The organism is Streptomyces sp. NPDC001194 (genome assembly GCF_042896985.1).
Taxonomy (GTDB): Bacteria; Actinomycetota; Actinomycetes; order Streptomycetales; family Streptomycetaceae; genus Streptomyces.
Genome location: NZ_JBIAXU010000035.1, coordinates 1 through 20861, shown reverse-complemented (window position 1 = coordinate 20861; position 20861 = coordinate 1). Strand labels below are relative to the sequence as shown.

The window sequence follows — 20861 nt, the reverse complement described above, 5'->3', positions numbered from 1 at the left end:
CGGCGTCGCGGACCCGTCGAAGACCTCGGTGATCGGCTGGACGCTCGCCGCGTTGCCCGCGTGCGTCGCCGTGCGGAAGAGGTCCTCGAAGGTGCGCAGCAGATGGTGGTGGTTGAAGGCCGTGGCGTACTTGCCGGTCTTCACCTTCGCCCCGTAGAACACCGTGGCGATCTGGTTGGAGCCGAGGTAGTTGTCCTCGTCCCAGGTCAGCACCAGCAGGCTGTTGTTGGCCTTCGCCCACTGCGCGTACGCGTCGATGTTGTTCCTGGTCCAGGTGTCACCCGTGTTCACCGGGCACGAGTGCATGTCGTTGCACTGGTTCGGTACGACGAAGGACAGGTTCGGCAGCGCCCCGAAGTTGTTCTGCGGGAATTGTGTCCAGGTTTTCCCCGTATCGAGGGGTACGTTCTTGAAGGCGAACCACGGGTTGTGCTTCTGCGCGTACTGGCCGTTGGTGCAGGCCGTGGACCCCTCGGCCGGCAGGTCCTCGTTGTACGTGGCGAACGTCTTCCCGGCCGCGATCAGCTCCTGGCCGAGGTTGGCCGCACTCATCGACTGCGGGGTGTAGCAGCCGTCCCCGGTGATGCCCTGGGTGGCGCCGGAGAACAGGTTGAAGTAGTTCGGCTGGCTGGGGTGGGTCAGTGCCTTCATGCCGGTCAGGCTGGCGCCGCCGTTCGCGAGCTGGTTGACGTACGGGGCGTTCGCGCTGCCGATGATCTCTCCGTACTGCTTGTTCTCGTACACGACGACCACGACGTGGTCGTACGCCGGCAGGTCGGCGGCCGCGGGCGTCCGCGCGGCCGCCGGACCCGTCTCGGCGGCCTGCGAGTTGGCCACGGTGAACGCGCCCAGCAGGCAGAGCGTGCCGAGCGCGGCCGCGAGCGCGGACCGGCGGGCCCCGCGTCTCGCGGCGGCCATGGGCGGTGAGGGCATGAGAGGTTCCTCCTGGGTGTGGGTGTAGGTGTCGGTGTCGGTGTTCGTTCCTCGCGGGTGGTTCATTCCTCCCGCCGGGCCGCACCGGCCACGGCGATGTTCAGGAAGCGCGGTACCGGCCGGCCCCGGCCGCGGAAGTCCTCCGCCACCGCCGCCCGTACCGCCGTCAGACGCGACGCGGGCAGCAGTACGAGCACGCTCCGCCCCGGCCGCCGTCCGGGAGTCCAGGCGCTCAGCGCCCCGGCCCGGCGGGCGCGGGCCGCCGCCCGGGCCAGCTCGGCGGCCCGGTCCGCCGGCTCGCCCCGTACGGCGAGGAGCACCAGCCGCCTTCCCGAGGCGGCCGGGTCGAAGTCCACGTGGCGCCCCTCCTGCCCGGCGTCCGCGGGCAGGGCCTGACCGGGCCGGGCGAACAGCACCGCCCTGCGCAGCGCGTCGTCGCCGTCCGGCAGCGCCCGCGCGAGCAGCCGGGCCAGCGCGCCCCGGTCCGGTTCCGTGCCCGCCGGGGCGTGTACGTCGGCCACCGCGAGCGCCATCGCACAGTCGGCGGGCTCCGCCGTGGCCAGCCCGGCGGCCTCCGTGAGCGAGCCCTGGACGTGCAGGTCGGTCCCGCCGCTCCCGTACCCGGAGCGGGCCAGAGCCCGCAGCAGGGCGTACGGGCGGACGGCCCAGGCGGGGGCCGCGGGAGGCGGCCCGTCCGGGGCCAGCGGCAGATCGCAGCTGTCGGCGGGGTGCCCGAGCGAGCTGAGCCGCACCAGGCCGTCCGTACGCGGCGCGGCGGCGGCCGCCACCGGCCAGCCGGCCGCCGCGACCAGCCCGGGCGAGCCCAGGTGGAAGGCATGGGGGGCGCTCCAGACGGCGGCCGGCGGCCGGCCGTGTGCGGCCTCCAGCGCGTAGGCCACGAGCCGGAACAGCGGATCGGCGGTGGCCCGGCGCGCCAGGTCGGGCGGTACGGGAGCGACGGGGACGGGGCCGACCGGCACCGGCACCGGGCCGACCGGCACCACGACGGCGGGGGCCGGGCCGACCGGCACCACGACGGCGGGGGCCGGGCCGAGCGGCGCGGGACCGGCGGGCGCCGAGCCGCCGGGCGCGGCACCGGCCCGGGCCTCCGTCACCGCTCCTCCCCGGCCGCCGCGGGCAGCCGGTCGTCGTCCCTGCGGGCCAGCAGCCGGTAGGCGTTGCCGCCGTCCGTGCGCCGGACCAGGGCCGTCCGCAGCGCGTCGAGCGCCGCCGCGCCGGCGAAGCACGGCAGCGCGGCCGCCCGTACGGCATGCGCCAGCGCCCGCCCGCGGCGCGTGGCCGGGGGAGCCCAGGGGCGGTCCGGGTCCGGCGCCAGCCGGGTGGTGGTCAGGGCCACCGCGCCGAAGAAGTCGTTGCCCTGGTGGGCGGGGCCGTGCTCCTCGGCCAGGACGGTGAACCCGCGGTCGGCCAGTGCCGCGCGCAGGTTCGCAGCCGGGATCAGGTGCTGGTGCTGCGGCTGGAACCACGGCAGCCACGCGGAGCCCAGCAGCCGGGCCATCCGCGACTGCGGGTCGGGAAGCTCGATCGCCAGGAACCCGCCGGGGGCGAGGACGGCGGCCGCGGTGTCCAGCTCGGCCAGCGGATCCCGGGTGTGTTCCAGGTAGTGGTACATGCTGACCACCTCGTACCGGCCGGCCAGCTTCTGCGCGAACTCCGGGAACTGGCCCTGGAACCCGGTCTCCACCCAGCCGCGCCGCTCGGCCTCGCCGACCCCGTCCCCCATGTCCAGTCCGTCGAAGCGGGTGTCCGGCCAGACGGCGCGCGCCGCGTTGCAGAAGTGGCCGTGCCCGGTCCCGACGTCGAGCCACGAGGCCGGGGCGTCCACGGTGTGCGGCCGGAGCATCTCGGCGCGCTTGCGGTACGAGTCTCCGAGCCGCCCGAACACCGTCCCGGCGCCCTCGCCGCCGCGCCCGTCGTAGAAGTCCCGGTAGTAGAACTCCAGTCCGTCCGGGGTCAGTCGGGGGTTCTGGAACACGTGGTGGCAGTCCGCGCACTGCTCCAGGGTGAACCGGCCGGGCTTGGCCTGGAGCAGGTCCGGCACCCGGACGCGCACGGAGAGCCGCCGCGAGCCGCACCAGGGGCAGTCAGTCCGCCGCGGTTCCAGGAACCGGTCGGTGCCGAAGGCGAGTTCGGCCCGGTACGCGGCCGAGCGCGCGGCGTCGGCGTCGGCGTCCGCGGCGGCGGGCGCACCCAGGACCGCGGCGGCCGTACGGACGGCAGCGCCGAGGGAGCGCACCGGCCGGGCGGCCGTGGCCCCGGGGAGATCGGCGGGCCGCAGCCGGGCGCCCGGCCCGCCGAGGACCAGGTACGGCTGCAGCCAGTACAGCCCGGCCGCGGCCGCGCCCCACCGGCCCTGGCGCAGGGCGAGCCCGGCCAGCAGCCCCAGCCCCGCGAGCTGTGCGGCGGCCAGCACCCCGGGCGGCAGCCCCTGGGCCCGCAACTCGGCCGCCCGTACCGCCCCCGCCGGATCCCCGGCCCGGCCGGCGCAGAGCGCGGGAGCGAGCGCCAGCCCCGTGGCGTCGGCGGCGTACTCCTTCAAGCGGCGGGTCAGCGCCAGCAGATCGGCGGGCTCCCGTCCGCCGGCGCCGGCCGGGCCCGCCTCCTCCGGGCCGGTCCACAGCAGCCCGGCCCGCGCCAGGACCTCCTCGGCGACGAGGACCGCGTACCCGGCCCCGCGCCCTTCGGCGAGCCGGTCCTCGCGGTACCGGCCGGGGTCGACCAGGCGCAGCAGCCCCAGCACCCGCTCGGCGCCGGCATCGGCCGGCAGCAGGTCCAGCACTCGCAGGCCCTCCCGCTCGGCGTGCGCGCAGGCGGCCAGGAACGTGGCCGGGTCCGCCTCGACCCCGCGCGCCGTCAGCAGACGCCACCCCACGGCACGCGGCAGCCCGTCGGCCGCGGACGGGGGAGCGGGCAGTACGGGGACCGCCCGCAGCCGGCGCCGGGCGCGGACCGTGCCCGCGCCGAGCGCGGCCAGGGTCAGCGCGGAGGTCCAGCGGACCCCGTGGAAGGGGGAGGGCGTCATGTCAGCTTCTCCAACCGGTCGGCCGCGGCGGCGGCCCCGCCGGCCGCGGCGAAGGAGGCCTGGATCCGCCGGGCGGCCCGGCGATGGCCGGGATCGTCCAGCACGGCCGTGAGCGCGTCACACAGTTCCTCGGCCCGGGTCCTGCCGAAGCGCACCCGTACCCCCGCCCCCGCCTCGACGACCTGCCGGGCCACGATCGGCTGGTCGTCGCGGATCGGCGCGACCACCAGCGGCAGCCCGTACGCGAGCGCCTCGCAGACGGTGTTGTGCCCGCCGTGGCTGACCACGGCGTCCAGGTGCGCCAGCAGCTCCAGCTGCGGCACCCGCTCCTGGACCAGTACGTTCCCCGGCACCGGCCCGACCAGCGGGGCCGGAGCCACCAGCACGAATTGGACGTCCGCGGCCAGCCGTTCGGCCGCCCGCAGCACGACGGCGTAGAAGCGGCCGCCGGCCTCCTGGTTGAGGGTGCCCAGCGAGACCAGCACCCTGCGCCGTTGCGGATCCAGCCGCTGCCACGGGAAGTGGGCGGCGGCCGGCCTGGCCCCGAAGGCGGGCCCGACGAAGGCGTGATGGGCCGGGGAATCCGCCCCGAGACCGACGAGTTCGGGGGTCGAGAAGACGATCACCAGCCGCTCGGAGAACCGCGGATCCCAGTCCGCGTCCGGCTCCCCGCAGGCCGAGAGGAATCCGGAGATCTGCCCGGAGACCCACTCCCCGACCTTCGGGAAATCGGCGAAGGGGCGGGTCAGCTCGGCCGACGTACTGGCCGAGGTGGCCCAGGGGATCCCGAGCCGGCGGGCGACCACCGGACCGGCCAGCGCCTGCTGGTCGGCGACCAGCAGATCCGGCCCGAAGGAGTGCGCGGCCCGCGTCACTCCCGCCACCATGGCCAGGCCCAACGGCACCAGCGCCTCCTCCCACAGGAAGCGCAGCGCCCCGACCCCGCGCAGGTCCCGCCAGCGCTCGTGCAGGGCCGCGTAGCCGCCGCCCGCCTCGTCCCCGGCGGGCAGGACGCGGGCGTGCGCGGGCAGCAGCCGGGCCAGTGCCCCGGCCGGGCCGGTCCAGGCCACCTCGTGCCCGCGGGCGGCCAGTTCGGCGCCGACCGCCACCGTCGGGTTGACGTGCCCGGCCAGCGGCGGGACCGTGAACAGCACCCTCATCGGACCAGCGCTCCCGCCCGCGGGACGCGCGCGGGGCGCACCGTCCCCGCCGCCGTCGCTTCGAGATGGGCGAGCACGGTCTCCCGCAGGACCCCGCTGCTCTCCTTCAGCACGTCGTGGCCGAGGCCGGGCAGGATCCCGATCGAGGCGCGCGGCGCGTGACGCGCCAGCTCACGTGCTCCCGGCACCAGTTCGGAGTGCTCGCCACAGATGATCAGGGTCGGGCAGTCCACCCGGGCGAAGTCGGCCGCGGTGAAGGTGCGGCTCGCCGCGATGTCGTCGATGAGGCTGGTCCGGTTCAGCAGCTCGTCGGCGATCGAGGTGAGGTTGGCCGCCTTGCGCAGCCGCAGCGTGAGCAGCTCGGCGGGGACCGGGCTGTCCTCCAGGCTGAGCGCGGCCGCGGACAGGGTGTCCACCATGTTCTCCACCCAGGCGCCGCCGAGCGGCGGTTCGAGCAGGGTCAGCCCGGCGACGAGGTCGGGGCGGGCGAGGGCGGCGTGGAGGGCCAGGGTGCCGCCGTAGCTGTTGCCGACCAGGTGCACGGGGCGGTGCCCGAGGCCCAGCGCGCCGAGCAGCGACACCAGGTCCCGGACGGCGGTCCGACTGTCGTAGCCGGTGGCGGGGCGCTCGGTGCGGCCGTGGCCGCGGAGGTCGTAGAGGACGGCCTCGTGGCCCGCCCTGGCCACCGGAACGGCCAGGGGGCAGTAGAAGGAGGACAGGTTGTCCACGACCAGCCCGTGCAGGAACACGACGACGGGACGGTCCGGTCCGGCGGCGCCGGCGGTGGCCGGGAGCCGCTGGACGTGGAAGCGGAGCGAGCCCGCGGGGACGAAGGACACGGCGGGCTCAGCCGGCCGTCGGCGCGGAGGCGGTCGCGGCCGGAGCGGCCGCCGCGGCCGGGGCGGCTTTCGCCCCGGGCGCCGTACGGGCGAGGGAGGCGTGGGTGATGAGGCTGATGTGGGTGACGAGTTCGCCGACCGACATGGCGAGGATCGCGTCCATGTCCTTCTCGGCGAGGAAGCCCATCAGGTCCACCCCGGACCCGTAGCGCTCGTGCAGCAGCTCGGCGAGGGCGACGAACTCGATGCTCTCCAGGGCGAGATCCTCGTTGAAGCTCGTACTCATGGTGACCTCCTCCGCGAGAAGGAACTCGTCGCCGAGGATCTCCACGAGCATGCCGGTGATCTCGGCGAGGACGTCAGTGGTGCTGGCCATGGCTGGTCTCCGTGAGGTGGGAGGGGACGGGGGAGGGGACCGCGGGGTGGGCGGTCCAGGCGACGAGGTACTCGCCCTGGGCGGAACCGGCCGCGTGGTGGGGACCGGTCGGGCCCTCGGACCCGGCCGCGGGCAGGGCGGCGGTACGGACCGGGTACGGCAGCCCTTCGGGCGACAGCACGAGCAGCCCGCCCGGCCCGGGGTCCTGAGCGACCCGCCACTCCCGGGGCCGGCCGCCCAGCCCGGTGCCGCGGGCCTTGGCGGCGGCCTCCTTCGCGCACCACAGGGCCGTGAGGGCGGCCGGCAGCCCGGTGCCCTCGCGGGCGGCCAGTTCCTCGGCGAGCAGCAGCTCGGCCGGGGTGAGGGCGACCCGGATCAGGGCGTCGGGATCGCCGGTCACCGGCTCCACGTCGATGCCGACGGGGCGGGAGGGGTGGGCCAGGGCCACGGCCACCCGGTCCTTGTGCGCGATCGACAGCCGGAAGCCGCGGGCCAGGGCGCCCTCGGGGACGGGCCGCCCGGCCGGATCGTTGCCGACCGGGACCTCCACCGGGAACACGGGCCCGGCCCCGCCGTCCCAGAGCAGTTGCCGCAGTGCGTCCTTGGCGGCGATGCGGCCCAGCAGCCACGGCGCCCGGGCGCGCGGCGCCAGCCGCTCGTACGCCGCGCGTTCGGCGGCACCGAGGTAGCGGCGCATCACGAGCTCCTGCGAGGCGGGATCCGTCCACCGGCGGCGGGCCAGGCACCAGCCGGCTGGCTGGGGCTCGCCGATCCCGCACACCTCGGGGGTGAACTTCATCGGCCACACCCGCTCGTCGGCCCCGAAGCGGCGGTACGTCCAGCCCTCGATCCGGGCCCACAACACCCCACGGGGATCGCAGAGCTCGAGGTCCCCGCGAACGGTGACGTCGCGGACGTCCCGGATCCGGGCGACGGCCGTGACCAGGGCGTGCGGCGGGGGCGGGGGCCCGTAGAAGCGGATCCGGTCGACGGTGGCCGGGAACACCAGGCGGTCGACGGGCAGCCGCAGTTGCATCCAGTGCCCGAACAGCTGCCCGGCGGCGTCGAGCAGCGCCCCCGGATCGGGGAGGGCGCGCAGGACCCCGTGGATGCCGTCCGCACCGACGGAGCGGACCTCGTGGACCCCGGCGAAGCGCGGACCGTGGAACATCCAGCGGTCCCGGTAGAGGGCCTCGGCGCTGACCGGGGCGGGGTGCGGATCGCCCAGCGGCGTCGGGTCGGCCGCGGGCGGCCGCGGGTGACCCGGGCCGAGCAGGACGACGACGGAGGCGTACGGGCCCAGCCCGATCCGGATCCGTCCGGGGCCGTCGGCGCGGGCACTGACCTCGACGTCCAGGGCGGGCGCGGCGGGGAGCCAGCGCATGGCCCGTACCTCGTCGTAGCCGAGCACGGCCGAACCCGGCGGGGCGTACCGGCGGGCGGCGTCGGCGGCCAGCTCCAGCATGGTCGTCATCGGCACGACGGGAAACCGGTCGGAGTCCTCCGGCCAGCCGTCGGGCTGCAGGTACACGCAGTGGTCGCGGACCCAGGGCATGGCCTCGAGCGACACCCGCAGCCGGTGGGTCCCCGGCGCCTTCCCCGCACCGTCGGGTGCGGCGTCGGACTCCGCGTCCAGCGCGGACAGCAGCACGGGCCCGCCCGTCCGCGCCGTGGAGGACGGTACGGGCCGCCCCGCCTCCGGCGCCGGCGGGCGTACCGGATGTTCCGCCGGAGGAGCGGGTGAGGGTCGGGGGCCGGTCGTGAGGGTGCCCAGGCGGGTCCGGGCCGCCTCGTCGAGGCGGACCAGCGGGGAGCCGAGGTCCAGGGCGACGGGCCGGCCCCGTACGGCGGGGCGGGCGGCGGGTGCCGGTTCACGCAGGCGCTCCCAGCGCGGGGCGTGGCCCTCGGCCCACAGCGCGGCGCAGGTGCGACGGAGGGCGGCCAGCCCCGACAGGCGCGGGGAGGACGTCGCCACCGAGAGGTGGGGGAGGTCCCGGAGCGTGTCCTCCACGAATCCCGGCAGACCGCCCGGCCCCATCGTCACGAACGTGCGGATCCCCGCCTCCTCGTACAGGCGCAGCGTCAACTCCCGGAAGCGGACCGGCTCCAGCAGGTGCCGCACCACCAGCTCCCGCACGCGCGCGGGCTCGTCGGGGAAGGGCGCGCAGGTCGTCGCCGACCACACCGGCAGATCACCCCGGCGCAGCGGCAGCCGCGCGAACGCCGCCCGCACCTGCCCCAGGTACGGCTCCCACATCGGCGTGTGGAACCCCGACCGGAACGGCAGCTCCTGCCCGAGCACCCCCTCGCGCCGCAGCCGCTCCAGAACCTGTCCGACCCCCGCGGGGTCCCCGCACACCACCGACTGGTGCGGACAGTTGTCGTGGCTGACCACCACCCCGTCCAAGCCGCGCAGCGCGGCCTCGGCCCGGCGCGCCCCGCAGCCCAGCGCCGCGTACACGAGGTCCGGGACCTTCAGCGACCCCGGCCGCAGTGAGTCCAGGAAGGAGTCGGCCGCGTCCTGCGGGTACATCCCGCCGGCCACCATCGCCGCCCACTCGCCGAGACTGTGCCCCGCCGACACATCGGCGCTCACGCCGAGTTCCGGCAGGACCCGCGCGAAGAACCGGCCCGTCGCGAGGGCGTCCAGCGCCCGTTCCACCAGCTCGGCCCCCCGGCCGAGCAGCGGCCGCTCCAGCCCCATCCGGTCCGCGACATCGTCCAGCACCGGTGCGAACTCCGGCTCCAGGCCCGGGAACAGGAAGGCCGTGCCCCCGCCCAGCGGTTCCGGGGTGAACCACACGTCCCCCCGCCCCCGCCAGGCCCGACCGCGCTGCACCGCCTTCGCGGCGAGCGCGAGCCGCTGCGGCGTCGGCCCGACCACGGCCAGCCGGCACGGCCCGTCGCCCGTGGAAGCCGACCCGGCGGCCAGCAGCTCGGCCAGCTCGGCCGGGCCGTCCGCGCCGAGCAGCAGTACGTCCTCCCGCGGCCCGGCCCCCGGCACCGGCCCGCCCGCGGGTCCCAGCGGCAGGAAGCGGCGTACGGGCGCCGCCGGCGCGGTGGCGCCCGGGGCCTCCTCCAGTACCGCGTGCGCGTTGATCCCGCCGAAGCCGAACGCGTTGACCCCCGCCCGGCGCGGCTGCGGCCCCCGCTCCCACGGCTCCGCCGCCGTGACCGGCCGCATCCGGGTCCGGGCCAGATCCGCGTGCGGCTCCTCCAGGTGCAGGGTCGGCGGCAGCACCCCCTCGGACACGGCGAGCGCCGCCTTGATCAGCCCGGCCATGCCCGAGGCCTGCATGGCGTGTCCCACCATGGACTTCACCGATCCGAAGCCGACCCCGGGACCTTCCACCGCATCGGCCGGACCGAACACCTGCGCCAGCGTGTCCAGTTCCGCCGCATCACCCACGGGCGTGCCCGTGCCGTGCGCCTCCAGAAGCCCCAGCGCGCCCGGGGCCCGGGGATCCAGACCGGCCTCCCGCCAGGCCCGCTCCAGCGCCCGTACCTGGCCGGCGACGAGCGGGCTCATCAGACTGGCCGCCCGGCCGTCCCCGGCCACTCCGGTACCCCGGATCACCGCGTAGACCCGGTCCCCGTCCCGCTCCGCGTCGGCGAGCCGTTTCAGCAGCACCACGCCCGTGCCCTCGGACAGCAGGGTGCCGTCCGCCCGCCGGTCGAAGGGCCGGATCCGCTCGCTCGGGCTCAGGGCCCGCAGCTGCGTGAACACGCTCCACAGCGTGGCGATGTGGCAGTGGTGGACCGCTCCAGCGACCACCGCGTCGCACCGCCCGCCCGCCAGCAGCCCCACCGCCTGGTCCACTGCCAGGAGCGAGGAGGCGCAGGCCGCGTCGAGCGTGTAGGCGGGGCCGCGGAAGTCGAGCCGGTTCGCGGTGCGGGCGGCCGTGAAGCTCGGCACCAGCCCGATCGAGGCGTCCGGCCGCTCGGGCCCCAGAGCCTCCTGGAAGGCGGCCCGCACCTCGCCGATCCGCCGCTCGCCGAGCTCGGGCGCGAGCTCCCGCAAGGTCTGCGCCAACTGGTGTGCGGTGCGCACCCGCTGGTCGAGCCGGGCCGTGGCCACGCCCATGAACCCGCCGCGTCCCAGCACCACCCCGATCCGGGACCGGTCGGGCGGCAGCCTGTCCTCGCCGCCCGCGTCGGCGATCGCCTCGGCCGTCGCGTGCAGGGCCAGCATCTGGTCCGGCTCGGCTCCCTCCACGGCGGTCGGCATGATGCCGAACCGGGTCGGGTCGAAGGCCGCCAGCCCGTCGACGAAGCCGCCGCGCCGGCAGTAGAACCGGTCCCCGCGCACGGGCCCGGCGGCGCTTTGCGGGTCGTAGTACACCTCGGGGTCCCAACGCCCCGGCGGCACCGCGGAGATGGCGTCCCTGCCGGCGAGCAGATTGCGCCGGTACGCGGCCAGGTCGGCGGCGCCGGGGAAGACGGCGCCCATCCCGACGATGGCGGCGTCCGTCGGCCGGGGGCCGCGCCGCTGTCGCTCACTCATGGCCGGCGCCCTCCTGTGCCATCAGGACCACCTGCACGTCGCCGCCGTGCGCGAGTTCGGCGAGGAACGCGGCGGTCCCGGCCTCGGGGGAGACGAGGGGGATCCCGCGCCGGGCGTACGCGCGCTCCAGTTCGGGGGTGACCATCCCGCCCGCCCCGGATTCCCAGGGGCCCCAGTCGACGGACAGCACCCGGCCCGGGAAGGCGTCGGCCCAGGTGAGGGCGAGCCCGTCGAGGGCGTCGTTCGCGGCGGCGTAGTCGCTCTGGCCGCGGTTGCCGTACACCCCGGCGACGCTGCCGAAGAGGGCCAGGAAGGCCGGGGCGGGCGAGGCGCCGTGCTCGGCCGCCGCGGCCGCCAGGTTCCGGGCGCCGGCCACCTTGGTGGTGAACACCTCGGTGAACACGGCCGGTTCCTTGTCCCGGAGCAGGCCGTCACGCAGGGTCCCGGCTCCGTGCACGATGCCGTCGAGCCTGCCGTGCCGGGCCCGTACGTCGGCCACGACGGCCCGTACGGCGTCGGCGTCGGCGACGTCGGCGCGGTGGTACCGGACGGACGCGGCGGTCCCGGCGAGGGCGGCCAGCGTGGCCCGTACCTCCCGCTCGGCCAGGATCCGCGAGGCCGCGGCCTCGATCTCGGCGGGGGCGCGCAGACCACTGCGGATGAGGGCGGCCCGCAGTGCCACCCGGTCACCGGCGTGCACGAACTCGTCCCCCTGCGCCGACGGTTCGGGTGTGCGCCCCAGCAACTCGACGTGGCACCCGGTGGCCCGGGCCAGGGCGATCGCGGTCCGGGCCGTGATCCCCCGTGCCCCGCCGCTCAGCAGGACGACGGACCCGGGCCCGAGCGGGCTGCCGGCGGCCGGGGGGAGCGCCGCCGGTACCGGGCGACGGGAGACCCGGAGCCCTTCGGCCGTGTACCCGACGGAGGCGAGCCCTTCACCCGGATCGGACAGCTCCGCGAGCAACTGGGCCGCGATCCGGCCCGGGTCCTCCTTGGGGTGGAGGTCGACGGCGCGGACGAGGGTGCCCGGGAACTCCAGGGCGGCGCTGCGGGCGAAGCCGTGCAGGCCGCTGCCGGGGGTGGAGCCGAGGACCAGCCGGCGGACACCGCCGGTGAGGGCGCGCCGGTACCCGGGGAAGGCGGCGGGGAGCACGGGTTCCTGGCCGGCCCGGAGCGCGGACAGGTCGACGATGCCGTCGAATCCGGCGTCGGCCCGGGTCAGTACCTCACCGCCGACCCCATGCGCCTCCAGAGCCACGCAGAGCGCGGCGGCCACCCCCTGCCCGTCGTCCACGACCCCGATCCGCAGCCCCCGGAGCGCACCGGGATCCCCGTCGGCCGCCGCGATCGGCACCTCGTCCACCCGCATCCGCCGAAGCGTTGCGGCCGGTGCGGATCCGGCCGGTGCGTCAGCCGGAGCCGGAGCCGAAGCGGGAGCGGGGGTCGGAGCCGGAGCGGGAGCGGGGGCCGGAGCCGGAGCCGGAGCGGGCGTGAGCGCCGCCGGGGCCGCTGCCCGTACCGGAGCCGGCCCGGGAGCGTGGGTGGTCACCCAGTCGACGATGCCGCGCAGGGTCTTGATGCGGGACAGCTCCTCCACGGCCGACTCGGCGGAGCCGCCGGGGTCGGTGGGAAGCCCGATCCTGTCGGCGAGGGCGCCGATGATCTCGACCCGCTTGATGGAGTCGATCGAGAGGTCCGCCTCCAGGTCCAGCTCGGGGTCGAGCATGTCCCTCGGGTATCCGGTCCGGGTGTGCACGATCTCCAGAACGGCGTCCATCACCTCCTCCGCGGACCCCGCCCCGGCCTGCGCCCGAGGACCCCGGCCGCCCGCGGGGGCAGGACCTTCGGCGTCCGCCCAGGCGCCGCCGGCCGCCCCGTGGCCGTTGGCGCCGGGCGTCCCGTCACCGGGCCGGAGGGGCGTGTCCGCCGGCCCGTGACCGTTCGCGCCGGCTCCCATGGCGCCGGGCCACTCCGGGGCGCCCGTGGGGACGGAAGGCGGTCCGAGGCCTGTGAGAGCGGTCGGCGCGTGGCCGTTGGCGCCGGCCTCCCGGGTACCGGCCCACGCCGGGCCGCCCGCAGTCCCGTGGCCGTTGGCGGATTCCTCGCCGCTGCCCGGCCGGGCCCGCGTGTCCGCCGGGGCTGCCGGGCCGTCGAGTCCGGCCGGCTCTCCGGCCGGGGCCGCGGTGGCCCCCAGGTAGCCGAGCAGGACCGCCCTCTGGGCCTCGATCAGCTCGCGCGAGGCGCGCAGGTACTCCAGTACCGCCTCCTGGCGCAGGTCGGGCGCCGACACCGCGGGCACCGCGTAGCCGGGCGCGGGAGCGGCATCCGCAGCCGTCGGCACCGCGTGCCACGCGGCGCCCGGCACGGCCCACGCGGACGCCGTGTCCGCCGCGGGCCACGCCGAGTCGGCCGCACCGGTCGCCGCATGCGGGCCGGGGGCGCCCCCGGACGCCGGTGCGCGTCCGGAAGCGAGCGGAGCCGCGCCTCCTGCCGGCCACGCCGGGCCGGGCGGGGCGGCCGCCGCATGCACGGGGTGCGGGGTGTGGCCCGCCTCCGCCCCCGGCACCGGTACCGGCTCGGAGGCGGCGGGCACCGTGTGCCACGACGGGCCGGGCGCGGGCTCCGGAGCCCTGGCCGGGGCCTCGACGCGGATCGGGGGCCGCAGGCCTCCCGGGACCGGGGTTCCCGCTGCCGTACGGACCAGGTGGCCGTCGACCAGCCAGCCCGGGCGGCGGGGGGCCCGGTCCGGGAGGGCGGCGGTGCGGCCGCGGAACAGGGGCTCCGGGGTGATCGGGACGCCCACGGCGGCCAGTTCGGCCAGGGCCGTGACCAGCCGGGTCAGCCCGTGCTCGCCCGGGACGTCCAGCGGGACCACCGTATGGGGGCGGTCGGCGAGGATCCGGCCCACCAGGCCCGACAGGACCCGGCCCGGGCCCGCTTCCACGAAGGTCCGGACACCGGCCGCGTACATGGCCTCCACCTGCTCCACGAACCGGACCGGCTCCGCGACCTGCCGGGCGAGGAGGCCCCGTACGGCGTCCGCGTCCTGCGGGTACGGAGCGGCCGTCGTGTTCGACCAGACCGGGACGGCGGCGTCGGCGACCGCCGTCCCGGCCAGCTCGGCCGCCAGCCCGGCCGCCGCCTGCGCGACCACCGGGCTGTGGAACGCGCAGGCCACCGCCAGGGGCTGCGCCGCGATGCCCGCGGCCCGCAGCGACTCCACGGCCTCCGCCACCGCCGCCGTCGGCCCCGAGACCGCGCACTGGCGCGGCGCGTTGTGGTTCGCCACCACGCACCCGGCCCGCTCCGCGAGCTCGCGGACCTCCTCCGGCGCCGCCGGCACCGCCGCCATCGCCCCCGGGTCCTCCCCGGCGGCGGCCAGGATCGCCCCGGCCCGGCGCGTGCTCAGCCGCAGCAGGCTCGCCGTGTCGTACACCCCGGCCGCCCACAGGGCGGTCAGCTCCCCGTACGAATGCCCCGCCACGCAGTCCGGCCGTACGCCGAGCCGCCCCAGCAGCAGGTGCGCCGCCGCACCCGCCAGCCCCAGCGCCGGCTGGGCGATCCGGGTGTCCGTGACCGCCGCCCGCTGCGCGGCCCGCCCCTGAGCCGTGAACGCCCCCGGTGGGAAGACGGTCGAGACCACCGCGTCGGGAGCGTCGTCCAGCAGGACCCGCAGTCCCGGGAACGCCGTGTACAACTCGCCCAGCATGCCCACCCGTTGGCTGCCCTGCCCGGGGAAGAGGAACGCCACCCGCCCCGGGTCCGCCGACTCCTCCCGTACGTGGACCCCGTCACCCGCGGCGAACGCCCGGGCCCGCTCCAGCCGGGCCGCCAGCTGGTCCAGGCCGGAGGCCACGACCGCCACCCGCACCGGTCCCGAGCCGGCGCCCGCCTCCGCGGCCAGGTCCCGCAGCGCCCACGGCCGCCCGGCCGCGTCGTTCTGCTCCAGCCGTGCCGCGAGCCGGGCCATCGCCCGCCCCGCCGCCCGCCGGTCCTCGCCGCGGAAGCAGAACAGCTCCGCCGGCCACTCCTCCCGGCCCTGCTCCGGCTCCTCGGCACCCGCATAACCGGCGAGCACGGCGTGGTAGTTGGTGCCACCGAAGCCGAACGCGCTCACGCCCGCGATCCGCCGCTCCACCGGTACCGCCCACGGCCGGGCCTCGGTGTCGAAGGCGAACGGGCTGGTCCCGGCCTCCCACGCCGGATTGGGCCGGTCGATGTGCAGCGTCGGCGGCCGGATCCCCGAATGCACCGCGCGGGCCGCCTTGATCAGCCCGGCCAGACCCGCCGCGCACTTGGTGTGCCCCAGCTGCGATTTCACCGAGCCCAGCGCACATGCGCCCACCCGGGCGCCGGCCTCGGTGAACACCGCGCCGAGCACGCCCAGTTCGGTACTGTCGCCGACCACCGTGCCCGTACCGTGCGCCTCGATCAGACCCACCTCGCGCGGCGAGATCCCCGCCCGCGCATAGGCCCGCTCCAGCGCCCGCCGCTGGCCCTGCGGCCGTGGCGCGGTCAGCCCGAGGGAGCGGCCGTCGCTGGACGCCCCGACCGCCTTGATCACCGCGTACACCCGGTCGCCGTCCCGCTCCGCGTCCGCGAGCCGCTTCAGCACCAGCGCGCCCACGCCCTCGCCGAGCGCGATCCCGTCGGCCGCGGCGTCGAAGGGCCGGCAGCGCCCGCCCGGCGACAGGGCGCGGACCGAGGAGAACAGCAGGTAGTCGTTGATCCCGTTGTGCACGTCGGCGCCCCCGCACAGCACCATGTCGCTGTCGCCGTCCCGCAGCTGGCGACAGGCCAGGTCCAGGGCGGCCAGCGACGAGGCGCACGCGGCATCGACCGTGCAGTTCGCGCCGCCGAGGTCGAGCCGGTTGGCTACCCGGCCCGCGATCACATTGGCGAGGATCCCGGGGAAGGAGTCCTCGGTCAGCCGCGGGAGCTGCTCGTCCAGGGCGGGCGGCAGCTCCCCGAGGTACGCGGGATGCAGGGCCCGCAGCCCGTACGCGCCCGCCAGCTCGGTACCGGCCTCGGCGCCGAATACCACCGAGGTCCGCGAGCGGTCGAACTCCCGCTCCTTGCCGTAACCGGCGTCGCCCAGGGCCCGCGCCGAGATCTCCAGGGCCAGCAGCTGCACCGGCTCGATCCCGGCCAGCGAGGACGGCGGGATCCCGTGCGCGAGGGCGTCGAAGGGCACCGGGTCCAGGAACCCGCCCCAGCGCGAGGGGGTGCGCTCGCCGGCCCGCGCCGGGTCGGCGTCGTAGTAGAGCGCCGGGTCCCAGCGCTCGGCCGGCACCTCCGTCACCGCGTCCCGCCCGGCCAGGATCTGCGCCCAGTACGCGGCGAGGTCGGGTGCGCCCGGATAGGCGCAGGCCATCCCGACGATGGCGATGTCGAGCGGGTCGGCGGCCCCGCCCGGGGCCCCTTCCCCGGCGCCCGTGGCGCCGACTTCCCGGGCCCGCCGCTCCAGGAACTCCGTCGCGCCCTCGGTCACCTGGGCGTGCAGGGCGGCGACCGTCGTCGTGCCGTCGCGCAGGGAGGCGGCCTGCCCCAGCATGAACAGGCCGTCCGCGTACTGCCGTTCCTCGTCCACGGCCTCCAAATCCGCGCTCTCGCCCCGGCGCAGCCCCTTGCTGGCGATCCTCAGCCGTCCCAGGTTCAGCCGCTCCAGCTCCTCCCACATCTCGCGCGGCTCGGTACCGGCCTGCGCGAGCCGCTGCCGGGTCTCCTCGAAGGTGCGGGCGTACGGGGTGTCCGCGCAGCGCGTGGCATGGCCGGGCGCGGTGTGCAGCAGTACGGTGTCCGCGCACTCCACCGCCGCCCGCTGGAAGCGGGGCGTGACCGCGCCCGCGGCCACCGCCTCCTCGGTGAACAGGTAGGCCGTGCCCATCAGTACGCCGATCCGGGCGCCACGCTCCGCCAGCGGGGCGGCCGCCGCGACGGCCATCGCCGCGGACCGCTCGTCGTGGATCCCGCCGGCGAACAGCACGTCCAGCGCGTCCGGTTCGCAGCAGGCGAGCAGCCGCTCGATCTGCTCCTCCCACAGCGGGAACGAGGCGCGCGGTCCGACATGACCGCCGCACTCCAGTCCTTCGAACACGAACCGCCGTGCCCCTTCGGCGAGGTACCGCTCCAGGAGCCCCGGCGAGGGCACGTGCAGATGGGTCGGCGTCCCGGCGGCCTCCAGCGGGGCCGCCTGCGCCGGGGTGCCGCCGGCGATGATCGCGTACGGCGGCCGGGTGTCGGCCACGGCCGCCAGCTGTTCCCTCCGCAGCTCGGCAGGGGCGAAGCCGAGCAGGCCCACGCCCCAGGGCCGGTCCCCGAGCCGTTCGGCGGTCTCGGCCAGCAGGCGCCGTACGTCCGGCCCCTCCATCACGGCCAGCGCCAGGTACGGGATCCCGCCGGCGGCTGCCACCGCCTCCGCGAAGGCGGCCTGGTCGCTGACCCGGGTCATCGGTCCCTGGGCGACGGGCCGGGCCGCCATGAGCGGACGGGAGCGCACCACGGCCGACAGATGACCGGTGACGGCGGCCCGGACGGCCCGGAGCACACCGCCGGTCGTGCGGTGGCGCGCGGCGAGCCGGGCCGCCGCGGCTCCGTCCTGGCCGACGGGCAGCAGCTGCGTACGCAGGTCCCGGGCCCCGAGCAGGGCGGCGGCCGGACCCTGCGGCGAGGGCAGATCGGGCCGCGCGTACACCCGGTGGCCGTCGACCAGCCGGGTCTCCGAGCCGTCCATCGCCCTCAGCGCGGACGCCACTTCGGCGGGCAGCCCGGCTTCACCCTCGGTCGTCAGGGCCAGTTGTACGTCGACCAGCACGCCCGAGGCTCCGCCCGCGACGGCCGCGGCCGCCGTATGCGGCCCGATCCCGCCGCGGGCCACGACGGGCACGCCGACGCCGGGGTCGGCGAGCAACTGCTGGAGCAGGACGAAGGTGGTGGCCCCGCCCACCCGGCCACCGGCCTCGTGCCCCTTGGCGACGACCACCCCGGCCCCGGCGGCCACCGCCGCGCGGGCCTCCGCCGGGTCGGTGGCCTCGGCCCAGACGCGCGGCCGCCCGGGCGCCGCCGCCCAGTCGGCGACCCGCCGCGGGGTGTGCTCGGCGGGGTCGGCGAGCAGCACCGTGTCCACCTCGGAGGGCAGCTGCTGCGGCCCGAGCGGGCAGCCGGCGGGCACCCGTACGCCGTAGCGCCGGCCGGGGCCGAGCCGCCGGGCGAGCTCCGCGAAGGCGGCCCGCGCGGTGTCGGGGTCCCGGCCGAGGTCGAGCAGCCCGAGGCTGCCCGCCCGCTCGGCGGCGGTCACGATCCGGGGCTGCGGCTCTTCGAAGGGGCTGAGCGCGACCACCAGATCGCGCGGGGCGGCGGACTGCGGGGACGGCTCGCCGGTGTGGGGGGACGGCATGGGCTGGGGGGTCACGGGCGCTCCTCATCGAGTGCTGTGTCACATGTCGCCGGTTGCGCAAGGCCGGGCAAGGCGCGGCGGTACAACCCCGGGCAGGTCGGGGCGCAGGGGCGAACGGGGTGAGCCGGGTGCGGGACCTGCGGGGGCACAGGGGTGAGCGGTGTCAGGCGGGGGCGCAGGGGTGAGCGGGCCGAGCGGGGGCAGCGGGGAACGCGCGCAGGCAGTTCCCCGCCGGTACGGGTGGCCGGGCGACCCGTCTGGGTGGGACGGGCTTGAACGGTGGTCAATTCCCCTGACGCCGGGATGCATCGTGCGGTGGCCGCCGTGCACTGTCAACGGGCATGCGGAGTAAGGTCCTTCACGTACCGGAGGGTTATCGGGCGGACCCGGGGCACCCCGCGAGCACCACCTGCGGGCTCCCGCCATACCTCCGACCTGTGATTTTCCCCGCCGGCGCGGGCGCCGGCGGATCGGCGGCCGAGGTATGGCGGGAGCCGCGGCTCATGCCCGGCCGGTATGCCTCGGCACCTCCTGAGCATGAACGCCGGGCCGAATTCGTGCAGTTGTTCACCATGGCGCCCCTTACGGGGTCAACCTCGCGCGGTTACCGTCCGGTCATGACCCCCACACTCGCGCAGCTTCGTTACCTCGTCGCCGTCGCGGACTGCGGTTCCATCACCGGCGCGGCGTCCTCGGTCTTCGTCGCCCAGTCCGCCCTCTCGCGGGCCGTCCAGGCCATGGAGCGCGACCTCGGCGTCGAGCTCCTCGCCCGCCGGGGCAGAGGGGTGGACCTCACCCCCGAAGGCACCCGGGTGGTCCGGCTCGCCCGCACCGTGCTCGACGCGGTGGACGCCATCGACGACATCGGGACCCCGAACGGCACGGGCGGGCGGGTCACCCTCACCCTGGTCACCACGCCCACCCTGGCCCTCGACCTGGCCTCCGAGCTGGTCCCGGCGTTCGCGGCGCGCCACCCCGGCGTGCAGGTGCGACTGCACCAGCACGACGGCCGGGAGCCGCTCGTACAGGAACTCCTGGACGGAACCTCGGAGTTGGCCCTGGTCGACCTGCCGGTCGACAAGGAGCTCTCCACGCACCACATCCAGGAGCGCGAGGTGGTCCTGGTCTCGCCCCTCGGCGCCCGCCTGCCGGACCCGGTGCCGTTCCGGCTGCTCGACGGCCTGCCGATGGTCCTGCCGACCCCGGGCACCGGGCGGCGTACGGAGATGGAGGCCATGTTCAGCTGCCTCGGGGTCCGCCCCGTGCCCGCGTTCGAAGTCGACGAGCGGCTCGCCTGGGTGACCGGCGTGACCGACGGCCGCGGCTCCCTCATCTGGTACCGGGACGTGGTGCTGAGGGCCTTCGGCAGCCGCGCCGAGATCCGCTCCTTCACCCCGCCGCTGCTGCGTCCGGTCGGCATCGCGCACGCCCGCCGGCCGCTGACCCGCGCCGCCCGGGCGTTCATCGCGCACGCCCGCCACAACGCCCCCGTACGGGAGCCGGCGCGCTGACCGGGGAGCCGCCGGAAACGGCCGGAGGCCACCGGAAGCCCGGCGGAGGCCCCCGGAACCCGCCGCGTTTCGGCCAGATATGCCGGCCCGGCATTGAATGATGCTCAAACGGGGGGCCGCCGGGCCTGGCGATCACCATCTGATGTGCCATCACATGGAGTGCATGTCTCGACTCCTCACACCCCCCTGGGCCGCCGCCCTCGCGACCGCGGTCCTCGCCACCGTGCTGTCGGCCACCGCATGGCAGACCGCGGGCCCCGCGGGGGCCGCCACCCGCCCGGCGGCGGCCCCCGCAGCCGGGGCCGCGGCCGCCGCGCTCGCCCCGGAACGCATGTGCACGCTGCCCGGCGGCATGGCCGAACTCAGCGGGCTCGCCATGAGCCGCAAGCACCCGGGCGTCTTCTACGCCGTCAACGACAGCGGCAACACCAACCAGGTCTTCGCCGTCGACTGCACGGAGGCGACCGGCCGCCTCAAGGCCACCTACACCCTTTCCGGCGCGGGCAACACCGACTGGGAAGCGCTCACGATCGGCAAGGACGCGGCCGGGCTCCCGGTGATCCTGGTGGGCGACATCGGGGACAACCTCAGCGGCCGCGCCCAGATCCTCGTGCACTCCTTCGCCGAGCCCGACCGGCTCGACGACGCCACCGTCACCCCGGTGACCTACACCTTCGCCTACGAGGACGGCCGGCACGACGCCGAGTCCCTGCTCGCCGACCCCGGCACCGGCCGGCTGTACGTCGCGAGCAAGCTGATCGGCGCGGCGGGCCGGTTGTACGCGGCCCCGCAGCCTCCGCAGACCGGCCGGGTCAACACGCTCACCGCGGTCCGGCCCGGCCCAATCTTCACCACCGACGGCGCCTTCTCGCCGTCGGGCGCCTCCTACGCGCTGCGCAGCGGCGGGCCGCTGGGGGCGAACACGGCCTCCGTGTACGACACCGCGGGAGCCAAGCTCGCGGACGTGGCACTGCCGGCGCAGTCGCAGGGCGAGACGGTGACGTACTTCGACTGCGCGAGCCTGCTCGTCGGCTCCGAGAACGACACCCAGATCTGGCGGGTCCCGCTGCCGCCGGAGGCCACCCCGGGCTGCGGAACC

General features: G+C 76.7%; 10 protein-coding genes. 2 read left to right on the top strand and 8 right to left on the bottom strand.

Annotation, left to right across the window (positions count from 1 at the left end; translation table 11 throughout):
* The 8 genes from ACFY1T_RS35240 to ACFY1T_RS35205 form a co-directional block, all read right to left on the bottom strand.
* Positions 1–933: alkaline phosphatase family protein (locus tag ACFY1T_RS35240; RefSeq protein WP_390791821.1), on the bottom strand; the 933-nt coding region annotated here is incomplete at its 3' end.
* Positions 934–995: 62 nt separating this feature from the next.
* Positions 996–2048, bottom strand: a complete 1053-nt coding sequence (locus tag ACFY1T_RS35235; protein WP_390791820.1) for a galactokinase — start codon at positions 2046–2048, stop codon at positions 996–998.
* A complete protein-coding gene (locus ACFY1T_RS35230; protein ID WP_390791819.1) occupies positions 2045–3976 on the bottom strand; it encodes a methyltransferase domain-containing protein in 1932 nt (643 codons plus the stop codon). Before ACFY1T_RS35230 ends, ACFY1T_RS35235 begins: the two co-directional genes overlap by 4 nt.
* Positions 3973–5136, bottom strand: coding sequence for a glycosyltransferase (locus tag ACFY1T_RS35225; protein ID WP_390791818.1), 1164 nt, complete (start codon positions 5134–5136; stop codon positions 3973–3975). Before ACFY1T_RS35225 ends, ACFY1T_RS35230 begins: the two co-directional genes overlap by 4 nt.
* Positions 5133–5975, bottom strand: coding sequence for an alpha/beta fold hydrolase (locus tag ACFY1T_RS35220; protein ID WP_390791817.1), 843 nt, complete (start codon positions 5973–5975; stop codon positions 5133–5135). The genes ACFY1T_RS35225 and ACFY1T_RS35220 overlap by 4 nt, the downstream gene beginning before the upstream one ends.
* 7 nt (positions 5976–5982) lie before the next feature.
* Positions 5983–6351 (bottom strand): acyl carrier protein, encoded by a 369-nt coding sequence (locus tag ACFY1T_RS35215; RefSeq protein ID WP_390791816.1) that lies wholly within the window; start codon positions 6349–6351, stop codon positions 5983–5985.
* Complete coding sequence (locus tag ACFY1T_RS35210; RefSeq protein WP_390791815.1) at positions 6335–10855, bottom strand: beta-ketoacyl synthase N-terminal-like domain-containing protein; 4521 nt, start codon at positions 10853–10855, stop codon at positions 6335–6337. Before ACFY1T_RS35210 ends, ACFY1T_RS35215 begins: the two co-directional genes overlap by 17 nt.
* Positions 10848–18266 (bottom strand): SDR family NAD(P)-dependent oxidoreductase, encoded by a 7419-nt coding sequence (locus ACFY1T_RS35205; RefSeq protein ID WP_390791814.1) that lies wholly within the window; start codon positions 18264–18266, stop codon positions 10848–10850. Before ACFY1T_RS35205 ends, ACFY1T_RS35210 begins: the two co-directional genes overlap by 8 nt.
* A gap of 602 nt (positions 18267–18868) precedes the next feature.
* Between ACFY1T_RS35205 and ACFY1T_RS35200 the strand changes: the two genes are divergently transcribed.
* The gene (locus tag ACFY1T_RS35200; protein WP_390791813.1) at positions 18869–19762 is read left to right on the top strand and encodes a LysR family transcriptional regulator; all 894 of its coding nucleotides are present in this window, start codon (positions 18869–18871) and stop codon (positions 19760–19762) included.
* A gap of 163 nt (positions 19763–19925) precedes the next feature.
* Positions 19926–20861 (top strand): hypothetical protein (locus ACFY1T_RS35195; RefSeq protein ID WP_390791812.1); only part of this gene is annotated, 936 nt, incomplete at its 3' end.

What these genes read in the sequence shown, in the direction of transcription:
- ACFY1T_RS35230 (WP_390791819.1), bottom strand. Translation starts at nt 3,976, where the DNA reads ATGACGCCCTCCCCCTTCCACGGGGTCCGCTGGACCTCCGCGCTGACC.
- ACFY1T_RS35200 (WP_390791813.1), top strand. Translation starts at nt 18,869, where the DNA reads ATGACCCCCACACTCGCGCAGCTTCGTTACCTCGTCGCCGTCGCGGAC.
- ACFY1T_RS35215 (WP_390791816.1), bottom strand. Translation starts at nt 6,351, where the DNA reads ATGGCCAGCACCACTGACGTCCTCGCCGAGATCACCGGCATGCTCGTG.
- ACFY1T_RS35210 (WP_390791815.1), bottom strand. Translation starts at nt 10,855, where the DNA reads ATGAGTGAGCGACAGCGGCGCGGCCCCCGGCCGACGGACGCCGCCATC.
- ACFY1T_RS35225 (WP_390791818.1), bottom strand. Translation starts at nt 5,136, where the DNA reads ATGAGGGTGCTGTTCACGGTCCCGCCGCTGGCCGGGCACGTCAACCCG.